The following is a 13,879-nucleotide window of genomic DNA, read 5'->3' on the forward strand; positions in this document are numbered from 1 at the left end:
GATGCTGGAAGATCTGCGCGCCAACAGCTGGAGTTTACGCCCGTGCTGCATGGTTCTTGCCTATCGCGCCGCTCATTTTTGTTCGGTGTGGCGCAAAAAGAACGTCCTCAACAATCTGTGGGCGGCCCCGCTGCTGGTGCTGTATCGCATTATCACCGAATGCTTTTTCGGTTATGAAATCCAGGCTGCCGCGACCATTGGCCGCCGCTTTACTATCCATCACGGTTACGCCGTAGTGATCAATAAAAACGTGGTAGCGGGGGATGATTTTACCATTCGCCACGGCGTCACTATCGGCAATCGTGGTGCCGATAACATGGCATGTCCACACATTGGCAACGGCGTCGAGCTCGGTGCCAACGTCATTATTCTTGGTGATATCACGCTTGGTAACAACGTCACCGTGGGCGCGGGCAGCGTGGTGCTCGACTCTGTCCCGGACAACGCGCTGGTGGTGGGAGAAAAAGCGCGAGTGAAGGTAATTAAATGAATATTCTGCAATTTAATGTGCGACTGGCGGAAGGTGGGGCAGCAGGTGTGGCGTTAGATCTCCACCAGCGCGCGCTGCAACAGGGGCTGGCGTCACATTTTGTCTACGGTTACGGCAAAGGCGGCAAAGAGAGCGTCAGCCATCAGAACTATCCGCAGGTCATCAAACATACGCCGCGGATGACCGCGATGGCGAACATTGCCCTGTTTCGTCTGTTTAATCGCGATCTGTTCGGCAATTTCAATGAGTTATATCGCACCATTACTCGCACACCGGGTCCGGTGGTCCTGCATTTTCATGTGCTGCACAGCTACTGGTTGAATCTTAAGAGCGTGGTGCGCTTTTGCGAAAAAGTGAAAAACCACAAACCGGATATCACTTTGGTCTGGACGTTACACGATCACTGGAGCGTTACCGGACGCTGCGCCTTTACCGACGGTTGTGAAGGCTGGAAAAAGGGCTGCCAGAAATGCCCGACCTTAAATAATTATCCGCCGGTGAAGATTGATCGCGCGCACCAACTGGTGGCGGGCAAACGCCAGTTATTCCGCGAGATGCTGGCGCTGGGCTGTCAGTTTATTTCCCCCAGCCAGCATGTGGCTGATGCTTTCAATAGTCTGTACGGTCCAGGGCGTTGCCGGATTATCAATAACGGTATTGATATGGCAACCGAAGCGATTCTGGCGGACTTGCCTCCGGTGCGCGAAACCCAGGGCAAGCCGAAAATCGCGGTGGTGGCGCATGACCTGCGTTACGACGGCAAAACTAACCAGCAACTGGTACGCGAGATGATGGCGCTGGGCGACAAAATCGAACTGCATACCTTTGGTAAGTTCTCGCCGTTCACCGCTGGCAACGTGGTTAATCACGGCTTTGAAACTGACAAGCGCAAGTTGATGAGCGCGCTCAATCAGATGGATGCGCTGGTATTCAGTTCTCGCGTCGATAACTACCCGCTAATTTTGTGTGAGGCGCTATCGATTGGCGTGCCGGTGATTGCCACCCATAGCGACGCGGCGCGGGAAGTGCTGCAAAAATCCGGCGGTAAAACCGTCAGTGAAGAAGACGTGCTGCAACTGGTCCAGTTAAGCAAACCGGAAATCGCGCAGGCGGTATTTGGTACCACGCTGGCTGAGTTCAGCCAGCGCAGCCGTGCCGCCTACAGTGGACAACAGATGCTGGAGGAGTATGTCAACTTCTATCAGAATCTGTAGCTACCTGCTGCTGCCGCTGATCTACCTGCTGGTTAACGTCAAAATCGCCCAGCTTGGTGAAAGTTTCCCCATCACCATCGTCACTTTTTTACCTGTCTTGTTACTGCTGTTTTTAGAGCGCATCAGCGTTAAAAAATTAATGATTGCCCTGGGGATTGGCGCGGGACTCACGGCGTTTAACTACCTGTTTGGTCAGTCGTTGGATGCCAGTAAATACGTCACTTCAACCATGCTGTTTGTCTATATTGTGATCATTATTGGCATGGTGTGGAGTATTCGCTTTAAAACGATTTCGCCCCACAACCACCGCAAGATATTACGCTTTTTTTATCTGGTGGTCGGGTTGGTGGTGGCGCTGGCGGCGGTGGAGATGGCGCAAATTATCCTCACCGGCGGCAGCAGTATTATGGAATCGATTTCGAAATATCTGATTTACAGCAACAGCTATGTGCTGAATTTCATCAAATTCGGCGGCAAGCGCACGACAGCACTTTATTTCGAACCGGCATTTTTCGCTCTGGCATTAATCTCAATTTGGCTCAGCATCAAACAGTTTGGTATCAAAACGCCTAAAACCGATGCTATGATTCTCGCAGGGATAATATTATCCGGATCGTTTTCAGGGGTTATGACCTTTATCCTGTTTTATTTGCTGGAGTGGGCATTTCAATATCTGAATAAAGAGGCGATTAAGAAAAAGTTACCGTTAGCATTGATTTCTCTGGCTGTATTCCTGGTTGGTGTGGTAATTGCATTTCCTTATATTTCCACCCGTCTGGGTGATTTAGGCACGGAAGGATCGTCATCGTATTATCGTATTGTCGGTCCGCTGGTGATGGTCGGTTATTCTTTGACCCATATTGACGGTGTAGTCAGATTTGGCTCACTTTATGAATATGTCGCATCATTCGGAATATTTAACGGTGCGGATGTCGGAAAAACCATAGACAATGGTTTGTATCTGCTGATTATTTATTTTTCCTGGTTCGCAGTGTTTTTATCGCTGTGGTACATGGGGAAAGTGATAAAAATGATGATCAACGCTTTTGGTGATAACCGCAATTTTCGCGTGCAATTATATCTTTTTACTCCGGTATCGCTGTTTTTTACCGGTTCGATATTTAGCCCGGAATATGCATTTTTAATCGTCTGTCCGTTTATTTTGCGAAAAGCGTTAAATATTACGAGGTAAGAATAAGAACATGTTGCTTAGCATAATCACTGTCGCGTTTCGTAACCTCGCAGGGATAGTCAAAACACACGCCTCGCTGGCGCATCTGGCGCAGGCGGACGATATCAGCTTCGAATGGATTGTTGTCGATGGCGGTTCCAATGACGGCACCTGTGAGTACCTGGAAAATCTCAAGGGTATCTATAACCTACGCTTTGTCAGCGAGCCAGATAACGGTATCTACGACGCCATGAACAAAGGCATTGCGATGGCACAAGGCAAGTTCGCGTTGTTTCTCAACTCAGGTGATATTTTTCATCAGGATGCCGCAAATTTTGTCCGTAAGTTAAAAGTACAAAAAGATAACGTGATGATCACTGGCGATGCGCTGCTGGATTTTGGCGACGGGCATAAAATTAAACGTAGCGCCAAACCGGGCTGGTATATTTATCACAGCCTGCCCGCCAGTCATCAGGCGATATTTTTCCCGGTATCCGGCTTGAAAAAATGGCGTTATGACCTGGAATATAAAGTTTCGTCCGACTACGCGCTGGCGGCCAAAATGTATAAAGCCGGTTATGCATTTAAAAAACTCAATGGTCTGGTGTCTGAATTTTCCATGGGTGGGGTATCTACCACCAATAATATGGAATTGTGTGCTGACGCCAAAAAAGTCCAACGGCAGATATTGCACGTGCCTGGCTTTTGGGCTGAATTATCCTGGCATTTACGCCAACGTACTACCTCAAAGACGAAAGCCTTATATAACAAAAGCTGAATATAAGGGAAAACGATGCAGGATTTAAGTGGATTCTCGGTGCCGAAAGGGTTCCGGGGTGGCAACGCTATTAAAGTGCAATTGTGGTGGGCAGTACAGGCAACAATATTTGCCTGGTCGCCACAAGTATTGTATCGCTGGCGGGCATTTTTATTACGTTTATTCGGCGCAAAAATAGGAAAAAACGTAGTTATTCGTCCGTCAGTAAAAATTACCTATCCGTGGAAATTAACCTTAGGTGATTACGCGTGGGTCGGCGATGACGTCAATTTATATACCCTCGGTGAAATAACCATTGGCGCACATTCGGTGATATCGCAAAAAAGTTATTTATGCACCGGGAGCCACGACCATGCAAGTCAACATTTCACCATTAACGCCACGCCTATTGTGATTGGCGAGAAATGCTGGCTGGCGACAGATGTTTTTGTTGCCCCTGGCGTCACGATCGGCGACGGCACCGTCGTGGGTGCGCGAAGCAGTGTTTTTAAATCGCTTCCGGCAAATGTGGTTTGCCGGGGGAATCCCGCAGTGGTGATACGCGAACGCGTTGAAACTGAATAAATTCAAAAAATACAGAGGAATAAGACATGTCAAAAGTCGCTCTCATCACCGGTGTAACCGGACAAGACGGTTCTTACCTGGCAGAGTTTCTGCTGGAAAAAGGTTACGAGGTGCATGGTATTAAGCGTCGTGCATCGTCATTCAACACCGAGCGCGTGGATCACATTTATCAGGATCCGCACACCTGCAACCCGAAATTCCATCTGCATTATGGCGACCTGAGTGATACCTCCAACCTGACGCGTATTTTGCGTGAAGTGCAGCCGGATGAAGTGTACAACCTGGGCGCAATGAGCCACGTTGCGGTTTCTTTTGAGTCACCGGAATATACCGCAGACGTCGATGCGATGGGTACGCTACGCCTGCTGGAGGCGATCCGCTTCCTCGGTCTGGAAAAGAAAACCCGTTTCTATCAGGCTTCCACCTCTGAACTGTACGGTCTGGTGCAGGAAATTCCGCAGAAAGAGACCACGCCGTTCTACCCGCGATCTCCGTATGCGGTCGCCAAACTGTACGCCTACTGGATCACCGTTAACTACCGCGAATCCTACGGCATGTACGCCTGTAACGGTATTCTCTTCAACCATGAATCCCCGCGCCGCGGCGAAACCTTCGTTACCCGCAAAATCACCCGCGCAATCGCCAACATCGCCCAGGGGCTGGAGTCGTGCCTGTACCTCGGCAATATGGATTCCCTGCGTGACTGGGGCCATGCCAAAGACTACGTAAAAATGCAGTGGATGATGCTGCAACAGGAACAGCCGGAAGATTTCGTAATTGCTACCGGCGTTCAGTACTCCGTGCGTCAGTTCGTAGAAATGGCGGCGGCACAGTTGGGTATCAAACTGCGCTTTGAAGGCACGGGCGTTGAAGAGAAGGGCATTGTGGTTTCCGTCACCGGGCATGATGCGCCGGGCGTTAAACCGGGCGATGTGATTATCGCCGTTGACCCGCGTTACTTCCGTCCGGCGGAAGTTGAAACGCTGCTCGGCGACCCGACCAAAGCGCACGAAAAACTGGGCTGGAAACCGGAAATCACCCTCAGAGAGATGGTGTCTGAAATGGTGGCTAATGACCTCGAAGCGGCGAAAAAACACTCTCTGCTGAAATCTCACGGCTACGACGTGGCGATCGCGCTGGAGTCATAAGCATGAGTAAACAACGCATTTTTATCGCTGGCCATCGCGGAATGGTCGGTTCCGCCATCAGGCGACAGCTCGAACAGCGCGGTGATGTGGAGCTGGTATTACGCACCCGCGATGAACTGAACCTGCTGGACAGCCGCGCGGTGCATGATTTCTTTGCCAGCGAAAGCATTGACCAGGTCTATCTGGCGGCGGCGAAAGTGGGCGGCATTGTTGCCAACAACACCTATCCGGCGGATTTCATCTATCAGAACATGATGATTGAGAGCAACATCATTCACGCCGCGCATCAGAACGACGTGAACAAACTGCTGTTTCTCGGATCGTCCTGTATCTACCCGAAACTGGCAAAACAGCCGATGGCAGAAAGCGAGTTATTGCAGGGTACGCTGGAGCCGACCAACGAGCCTTACGCCATTGCCAAAATCGCCGGGATCAAACTGTGCGAATCTTACAACCGCCAGTACGGACGCGATTACCGCTCGGTCATGCCGACCAACCTGTACGGGCCGCACGACAACTTCCATCCGAGTAACTCGCATGTGATCCCAGCATTGCTGCGTCGCTTCCACGAGGCGACGGCACAGAATGCGCCGGACGTGGTGGTGTGGGGCAGCGGTACGCCGATGCGCGAATTTCTGCACGTCGATGATATGGCGGCGGCGAGCATTCATGTGATGGAGCTGGCGCATGAAGTCTGGCTGGAGAACACCCAGCCGATGCTGTCGCACATTAATGTCGGCACGGGCGTTGACTGCACTATCCGCGAGCTGGCGCAAACCATCGCCAAAGTGGTGGGTTACAAAGGTCGGGTGGTTTTTGATGCCAGCAAACCGGATGGCACACCGCGCAAACTGCTGGATGTGACGCGCCTGCATCAGCTTGGCTGGTATCACGAAATCTCACTGGAAGCGGGGCTTGCCAGCACTTACCAGTGGTTCCTTGAGAATCAAGACCGCTTTCGGGGGTAATGATGTTTTTACGTCAGGAAGACTTTGCCACGGTAGTGCGCTCCACTCCGCTTGTCTCTCTCGACTTTATTGTTGAGAACAGTCGCGGCGAGTTTCTGCTTGGCAAAAGAACCAACCGCCCGGCGCAGGGTTACTGGTTTGTGCCGGGAGGGCGCGTGCAGAAAGACGAAACGCTGGAAGCCGCATTTGAGCGGCTGACGATGGCGGAACTGGGGCTGCGTCTGCCGATAACAGCAGGCCAGTTTTACGGTGTCTGGCAGCACTTTTATGACGATAACTTCTCTGGCACGGATTTCACCACGCACTATGTGGTGCTCGGTTTTCGCTTCAGAGTCGCGGAAGAAGATCTGTTACTGCCGGATGAGCAGCATGACGATTACCGCTGGCTGACGCCGGAAGCGCTGCTCGCCAGTGACAATGTTCACGCTAACAGCCGCGCCTATTTTCTCGCTGAGAAGCGTGCCGGAGTACCCGGATTATGAAAATACTGGTCTACGGCATTAACTACTCGCCGGAGTTAACCGGCATCGGCAAATACACCGGAGAGATGGTGGAATGGCTTGCGGCACAAGGTCATGAGGTGCGGGTCATAACCGCACCGCCTTACTACCCGCAGTGGCAGGTGGGCGAGAACTATTCCGCCTGGCGCTACAAACGAGAAGAGGGGGCCGCCACGGTGTGGCGCTGCCCGCTGTACGTGCCAAAACAGCCGAGCACCCTGAAACGCTTGTTGCATCTCGGCAGTTTTGCCGTCAGCAGTTTTTTCCCGTTGATGGCGCAACGTCGCTGGAAGCCGGATCGCATTATTGGCGTGGTGCCAACGCTGTTTTGCACGCCGGGAATGCGCCTGCTGGCGAAACTCTCTGGCGCGCGTACCGTGCTGCATATTCAGGATTACGAAGTGGACGCCATGCTGGGGCTGGGCCTTGCCGGAAAAGGCAAAGGCGGCAAAGTGGCACAGCTGGCAACGGCGTTCGAACGTAGCGGACTGCATAACGTCGATAACGTCTCCACGATTTCGCGTTCGATGATGAATAAAGCCATCGAAAAAGGCGTGGCGGCAGAAAACGTCATCTTCTTTCCCAACTGGTCAGAAATTGCCCGTTTTCAGCATGTCGCAGATGTCGATGTTGATGCCCTTCGTAACCAGCTTGGCCTGCCGGATAACAAAAAAATCATTCTTTACTCCGGCAATATTGGTGAAAAGCAGGGGCTGGAAAACGTTATTGAAGCTGCCGATCGCCTGCGCGATGAACCGCTGATTTTTGCCATTGTCGGGCAGGGCGGCGGCAAAGCGCGGCTGGAAAAAATGGCGCAGCAGCGTGGACTGCGCAACATGCAATTTTTCCCGCTGCAATCGTATGACGCTTTACCCGCACTGCTGAAGATGGGCGATTGCCATCTGGTGGTGCAAAAACGCGGCGCGGCAGATGCCGTATTGCCGTCGAAACTGACCAATATTCTGGCGGTAGGCGGTAACGCGGTGATTACCGCAGAGGCCCACACAGAACTGGGGCAGCTTTGCGAAACCTTTCCGGGCATTGCGGTTTGCGTAGAGCCGGAATCGGTCGAGGCGCTGGTGGCGGGGATTTGCCAGGCGCTCCTGCTGCCCAAACACAACACGGTGGCACGTGAATATGCCGAACGCACGCTCGATAAAGAGAACGTGTTACGTCAATTTATAAATGATATTCGGGGATAATTATGGCGCAGTCGAAACTCTATCCAGTTGTGATGGCAGGTGGCTCCGGTAGCCGCTTATGGCCGCTTTCCCGCGTACTTTATCCCAAGCAGTTTTTATGCCTGAAAGGCGATCTCACCATGCTGCAAACCACCATCTGCCGCCTGAACGGCGTGGAGTGCGAAAGCCCTGTGGTGATTTGCAATGAGCAGCACCGCTTTATTGTCGCGGAACAGCTGCGTCAACTGAACAAACTCACCGAGAACATTATTCTCGAACCGGCAGGGCGTAACACTGCACCCGCCATTGCGCTGGCGGCGCTGGCGGCAAAACGTCATAGCCCGGAGAGCGACCCGTTAATGCTGGTGCTGGCGGCGGATCATGTGATTGCCGATGAAGACGCGTTCCGTGCCGCCGTGCGTAATGCTATGCCATATGCCGAAGCGGGCAAGCTGGTGACCTTCGGCATTGTGCCGGATCTACCTGAAACCGGATATGGCTATATTCGTCGCGGTGAAGTGTCTGCGGGTGAGCAGGATACGGTGGCCTTTGAAGTGGCGCAGTTTGTCGAAAAACCAAATCTGGAAACCGCGCAGGCCTATGTAGCAAGCGGCGAATATTACTGGAACAGCGGTATGTTCCTGTTCCGTGCCGGACGCTATCTCGAAGAACTGAAAAAATATCGCCCGGATATCCTCGATGCCTGCGAAAAAGCGATGAGCGCCGTCGATCCGGATCTCGATTTTATTCGCGTGGATGAAGAAGCCTTTCTGGCCTGCCCGGAAGAGTCGGTGGATTACGCGGTCATGGAACGTACGGCAGATGCCGTTGTGGTGCCGATGGATGCGGGCTGGAGCGATGTCGGTTCCTGGTCTTCATTATGGGAGATCAGCGCCCACACCGCCGAGGGCAACGTTTGCCACGGCGATGTGATTAATCACAAAACTGAAAACAGCTATGTGTATGCCGAATCTGGCCTGGTCACCACCGTCGGGGTGAAAGATTTGGTGGTAGTGCAGACCAAAGATGCAGTGCTGATTGCCGACCGTAACGCGGTGCAGGATGTGAAAAAAGTGGTCGAGCAGATCAAAGCCGACGGTCGCCATGAGCATCGGGTGCATCGTGAAGTGTATCGTCCGTGGGGCAAATATGACTCTATTGATGCGGGCGACCGCTACCAGGTGAAACGCATCACCGTGAAACCGGGCGAGGGCTTGTCGGTACAGATGCATCATCACCGCGCGGAACACTGGGTGGTGGTCGCAGGAACGGCAAAAGTCACTATTGACGGTGATATCAAACTGCTTGGTGAAAACGAGTCCATTTATATTCCGCTGGGGGCGACACATTGCCTGGAAAACCCGGGGAAAATTCCGCTCGATTTAATTGAAGTGCGCTCCGGCTCTTATCTCGAAGAGGATGATGTGGTGCGCTTCGCGGATCGCTACGGGCGGGTGTAGTAGTTGAATAATCAACCGGATTAATTCTCTGGTAAATAACGACAAAAACAAAATTGGCCGCTTCGGTCAGGGCCAACTATTGCCTGAAAAAGGGTAACGACATGAAAAAATTAACCTGCTTTAAAGCCTATGATATTCGCGGGAAATTAGGCGAAGAACTGAATGAAGATATTGCCTGGCGTATTGGTCGCGCCTATGGCGAATTTCTTAAACCGAAAACCATTGTTTTAGGCGGTGATGTCCGCCTCACCAGCGAAACCTTAAAACTGGCGCTGGCAAAAGGTTTACAGGATGCGGGCGTCGATGTGCTGGATATTGGCACGTCCGGCACTGAAGAGATCTATTTCGCCACGTTCCATCTCGGCGTGGATGGCGGCATCGAAGTTACTGCCAGCCATAATCCGATGGATTACAACGGCATGAAACTGGTGCGCGAAGGGGCTCGCCCGATCAGCGGTGATACCGGACTGCGCGATGTCCAGCGTCTGGCAGAAGCCAATGACTTCCCTCCTGTCGATGAAACCAAACGCGGTCGCTATCAGCAAATCAATCTGCGTGACGCTTACGTTGATCACCTGTTCGGTTATATCAACGTCAAAAACCTTACTCCGCTGAAACTTGTGATCAACTCCGGGAACGGCGCGGCGGGTCCGGTAGTTGACGCCATCGAAGCCCGCTTTAAAGCCCTCGGCGCACCGGTGGAGTTAATCAAAGTGCATAACACGCCGGACGGCAATTTCCCCAACGGTATTCCTAACCCGCTGCTGCCGGAATGCCGCGACGACACCCGCAATGCGGTCATCAAACACGGCGCGGATATGGGCATTGCTTTTGATGGCGATTTTGACCGCTGTTTCCTGTTTGACGAAAAAGGGCAGTTTATTGAGGGCTACTACATTGTCGGCCTGCTGGCAGAAGCATTCCTCGAAAAAAATCCCGGCGCGAAGATCATCCACGATCCACGTCTCTCCTGGAACACCGTTGATGTGGTGACTGCCGCAGGCGGCACTCCGGTGATGTCGAAAACCGGACACGCCTTTATTAAAGAACGTATGCGCAAGGAAGACGCCATCTACGGTGGCGAAATGAGCGCCCACCATTACTTCCGTGATTTCGCTTACTGCGACAGCGGCATGATCCCGTGGCTGCTGGTCGCCGAACTGGTATGCCTGAAAGGAAAAACGCTGGGCGAACTGGTACGCGACCGGATGGCGGCGTTTCCGGCAAGCGGTGAGATCAACAGCAAACTGGCGCAACCCGTTGAGGCGATTAACCGCGTGGAACAGCATTTTAGCCGTGAGGCGCTGGCGGTGGATCGCACCGATGGCATCAGCATGACCTTTGCCGACTGGCGCTTTAACCTGCGTTCCTCCAACACCGAACCGGTGGTGCGGTTGAATGTGGAATCGCGCGGTGATGTGCCGCTAATGGAAGCGCGAACGCGAACTCTGCTGACGTTGCTGAACGAGTAATGTCGGATCTTCCCTTACCCCACTGCGGGTAAGGGGCTAATAACAGGAACAACGATGACAAATCTAAAAAAGCGCGAGCGAGCGAAAACCAATGCATCGTTAATCTCTATGGTGCAACGCTTTTCAGATATCACCATCATGTTTGCCGGACTATGGCTGGTTTGCGAAGTGAGCGGCCTGTCATTCCTCTACATGCACCTGTTGGTGGCGCTGATTACGCTGGTGGTGTTCCAGATGCTGGGTGGCATCACCGATTTTTATCGCTCATGGCGCGGTGTTCGGGCAGCGACAGAATTTGCCCTGCTGCTACAAAACTGGACCTTAAGCGTGATTTTCAGCGCCGGACTGGTGGCGTTCAACAATGATTTCGATACGCAACTGAAAATCTGGCTGGCGTGGTATGGGCTGACCAGCATCGGACTGGTGGTTTGCCGTTCATGTATTCGCATTGGGGCGGGCTGGCTGCGTAATCATGGCTATAACAAGCGGATGGTCGCGGTGGCGGGGGATTTAGCCGCCGGACAAATGCTGATGGAGAGCTTCCGTAATCAGCCGTGGTTAGGGTTTGAAGTGGTGGGCGTATACCACGACCCAAAACCGGGCGGCGTTTCTAACGACTGGGCGGGCAATCTGCAACAGCTGGTCGAGGATGCGAAAGCGGGCAAGATTCATAACGTCTATATCGCGATGCAAATGTGCGACGGCGCACGAGTGAAAAAACTGGTCCATCAACTGGCGGATACCACCTGTTCGGTGCTGCTGATCCCCGATGTCTTTACCTTCAACATTCTCCATTCCCGTATCGAAGAGATGAACGGCGTACCGGTGGTGCCGCTGTATGACACGCCGCTTTCCGGGGTTAACCGTCTGATAAAACGTGCAGAAGACATTGTGCTGGCGACGCTTATCCTGCTGCTGATCTCCCCGGTGCTGTGCTGCATTGCGCTGGCGGTGAAACTGAGCTCACCGGGGCCGGTTATTTTCCGCCAGACTCGCTACGGCATGGATGGCAAGCCGATCAAAGTGTGGAAGTTCCGTTCTATGAAAGTGATGGAGAACGACAAAGTGGTGACTCAGGCGACGCAGAACGATCCGCGCGTCACCAAAGTGGGGAACTTTCTGCGCCGCACCTCGCTGGATGAATTGCCGCAGTTTATCAATGTGCTGACCGGGGGGATGTCGATTGTCGGTCCACGTCCACACGCGGTGGCGCATAACGAACAGTATCGCCAGCTCATTGAAGGCTACATGCTGCGCCATAAGGTGAAACCGGGCATTACCGGCTGGGCGCAGATTAATGGCTGGCGTGGCGAAACCGACACGCTGGAGAAAATGGAAAAACGCGTCGAGTTCGACCTTGAGTACATCCGCGAATGGAGCGTCTGGTTCGATATCAAAATCGTTTTCCTGACGGTATTCAAGGGTTTCGTTAACAAAGCGGCATATTGATATGAGCTTACGTGAAAAAACCATCAGCGGCGCGAAGTGGTCGGCGATTGCCACGGTGATCATCATCGGCCTCGGGCTGGTGCAGATGACCGTGCTGGCGCGGATTATCGACAACCACCAGTTCGGTTTGCTTACCGTGTCGCTGGTGATCATCGCGCTGGCAGATACGCTTTCTGACTTCGGCATCGCTAACTCGATTATTCAGCGAAAAGAAATCAGCCACCTTGAACTCACCACGCTGTACTGGCTGAACGTCGGGCTGGGGATCGTGGTGTGCGTGGCGGTGTTTTTGTTGAGTGATCTCATCGGCGACGTGCTGAATAACCCGGACCTGGCACCGTTGATTAAAACATTGTCGCTGGCGTTTGTGGTGATCCCCCACGGGCAGCAGTTCCGCGCGTTGATGCAGAAGGAGCTGGAGTTCAACAAAATCGGCATGATCGAAACCAGCGCGGTGCTGGCGGGCTTCACTTTTACGGTGGTTAGCGCCCATTTCTGGCCGCTGGCGATGACCGCGATCCTCGGTTATCTGGTCAATAGTGCGGTAAGAACGCTGCTGTTTGGCTACTTTGGTCGAAAAATTTATTGCCCCGGTCTGCATTTCTCGCTGGCGTCGGTGGCACCAAACTTACGTTTTGGTGCCTGGCTGACGGCGGACAGCATCATCAACTATCTCAATACCAACCTTTCAACGCTGGTGCTGGCGCGTATTCTCGGCGCGGGCGTAGCAGGGGGATACAACCTGGCGTACAACGTGGCCGTTGTGCCGCCGATGAAGCTGAATCCGATCATCACCCGCGTGTTGTTTCCGGCATTTGCCAAAATTCAGGACGACACCGAAAAGCTGCGCGTTAACTTCTACAAGCTGCTGTCGGTGGTGGGGATTATCAACTTTCCGGCGCTGCTGGGGCTGATGGTGGTGTCGAATAACTTTGTACCGCTGGTCTTTGGTGAGAAGTGGAACAGCATTATTCCGGTGCTGCAATTGCTGTGTGTGGTGGGGCTGCTGCGCTCAGTGGGGAACCCGATTGGTTCGCTGCTGATGGCGAAAGCGCGGGTCGATATCAGCTTTAAATTCAACGTATTCAAAACCTTTCTGTTTATTCCGGCGATTGTTATTGGTGGGCAGATGGCGGGCGCAATCGGCGTCACGCTTGGCTTCCTGCTGGTGCAGATTATCAACACCATTCTGAGTTACTTCGTGATGATTAAACCGGTGCTCGGTTCCAGTTATCGTCAGTACATCCTGAGTTTGTGGCTGCCGTTTTATCTCTCGCTGCCGACACTGGTGATCAGTTATGCGCTGGGCATTGTACTGAAAGGGCAAATGGCTCTGGGCATGCTGCTGGCGGTGCAAATAGCCGCGGGCGTGCTGGCGTTTGTGGTGATGATTGTGCTGTCGCGCCATCCGCTGGTGGTGGAAGTGAAGCGTCAGTTTTGTCGCAGCGAAAAAATGAAAATGCTTTTACGGGCGGGGTGAATGG

At 52.9% G+C, this 13,879-nt stretch carries 13 protein-coding genes; all 13 read left to right on the forward strand.

Translation table 11 applies throughout. The features are described 5' to 3' along the window. Nucleotide 1: 1 nt before the first annotated feature. The 13 genes from wcaB to wzxC all read left to right on the forward strand — a co-directional run bounded on the left by wcaB (nucleotide 2) and on the right by wzxC (nucleotide 13,875). Nucleotides 2-490 (forward strand): colanic acid biosynthesis acetyltransferase WcaB, encoded by a 489-nt coding sequence (wcaB, locus tag ACJHYD_RS02790; RefSeq protein ID WP_000888714.1) that lies wholly within the window; start codon nucleotides 2-4, stop codon nucleotides 488-490. Then, on the forward strand, nucleotides 487-1,704 hold the full coding sequence (wcaC, locus tag ACJHYD_RS02795) for a colanic acid biosynthesis glycosyltransferase WcaC (protein ID WP_001023882.1): 1,218 nt from the start codon (nucleotides 487-489) through the stop codon (nucleotides 1,702-1,704). The genes wcaB and wcaC overlap by 4 nt, the downstream gene beginning before the upstream one ends. Beyond that, entirely contained in the window at nucleotides 1,679-2,896 is a 1,218-nt protein-coding gene (gene wcaD / locus ACJHYD_RS02800) for a colanic acid polymerase WcaD (protein WP_000107816.1), read from the forward strand. Before wcaC ends, wcaD begins: the two co-directional genes overlap by 26 nt. Nucleotides 2,897-2,906: 10 nt before the next feature. Then, nucleotides 2,907-3,653, forward strand: coding sequence for a colanic acid biosynthesis glycosyltransferase WcaE (gene wcaE, locus ACJHYD_RS02805; protein WP_000927005.1), 747 nt, complete (start codon nucleotides 2,907-2,909; stop codon nucleotides 3,651-3,653). A gap of 15 nt (nucleotides 3,654-3,668) precedes the next feature. Next, complete coding sequence (wcaF, locus tag ACJHYD_RS02810; protein ID WP_001153547.1) at nucleotides 3,669-4,217, forward strand: colanic acid biosynthesis acetyltransferase WcaF; 549 nt, start codon at nucleotides 3,669-3,671, stop codon at nucleotides 4,215-4,217. A gap of 26 nt (nucleotides 4,218-4,243) precedes the next feature. Next, complete coding sequence (gene gmd, locus ACJHYD_RS02815; protein WP_000048190.1) at nucleotides 4,244-5,365, forward strand: GDP-mannose 4,6-dehydratase; 1,122 nt, start codon at nucleotides 4,244-4,246, stop codon at nucleotides 5,363-5,365. 2 nt (nucleotides 5,366-5,367) lie between these two features. Beyond that, nucleotides 5,368-6,333 (forward strand): GDP-L-fucose synthase, encoded by a 966-nt coding sequence (gene fcl, locus ACJHYD_RS02820; protein WP_000043615.1) that lies wholly within the window; start codon nucleotides 5,368-5,370, stop codon nucleotides 6,331-6,333. A 2-nt stretch (nucleotides 6,334-6,335) separates the two neighbouring features. Then, on the forward strand, nucleotides 6,336-6,815 hold the full coding sequence (gmm, locus tag ACJHYD_RS02825; protein ID WP_024186464.1) for a GDP-mannose mannosyl hydrolase: 480 nt from the start codon (nucleotides 6,336-6,338) through the stop codon (nucleotides 6,813-6,815). Then, the gene (gene wcaI, locus ACJHYD_RS02830) at nucleotides 6,812-8,035 is read left to right on the forward strand and encodes a colanic acid biosynthesis fucosyltransferase WcaI (RefSeq protein ID WP_000699734.1); all 1,224 of its coding nucleotides are present in this window, start codon (nucleotides 6,812-6,814) and stop codon (nucleotides 8,033-8,035) included. The genes gmm and wcaI overlap by 4 nt, the downstream gene beginning before the upstream one ends. Before the next feature lie 2 nt (nucleotides 8,036-8,037). Next, on the forward strand, nucleotides 8,038-9,474 hold the full coding sequence (gene cpsB, locus ACJHYD_RS02835) for a mannose-1-phosphate guanyltransferase (protein ID WP_000079285.1): 1,437 nt from the start codon (nucleotides 8,038-8,040) through the stop codon (nucleotides 9,472-9,474). A gap of 101 nt (nucleotides 9,475-9,575) precedes the next feature. Continuing rightward, nucleotides 9,576-10,946, forward strand: a complete 1,371-nt coding sequence (gene cpsG / locus ACJHYD_RS02840; protein ID WP_001551317.1) for a colanic acid biosynthesis phosphomannomutase CpsG — start codon at nucleotides 9,576-9,578, stop codon at nucleotides 10,944-10,946. A gap of 54 nt (nucleotides 10,947-11,000) precedes the next feature. Continuing rightward, a complete protein-coding gene (gene wcaJ / locus ACJHYD_RS02845) occupies nucleotides 11,001-12,395 on the forward strand; it encodes an undecaprenyl-phosphate glucose phosphotransferase (protein WP_000183119.1) in 1,395 nt (464 codons plus the stop codon). Nucleotide 12,396: 1 nt separating this feature from the next. Next, complete coding sequence (gene wzxC / locus ACJHYD_RS02850) at nucleotides 12,397-13,875, forward strand: colanic acid undecaprenyl disphosphate flippase WzxC (protein WP_000058425.1); 1,479 nt, start codon at nucleotides 12,397-12,399, stop codon at nucleotides 13,873-13,875. Nucleotides 13,876-13,879: the final 4 nt, after the last annotated feature.

Origin of the sequence: Escherichia sp. WS1368 (assembly GCF_046487485.1) — a bacterium.
Classification (GTDB): Bacteria; Pseudomonadota; Gammaproteobacteria; order Enterobacterales; family Enterobacteriaceae; genus Escherichia; species Escherichia coli.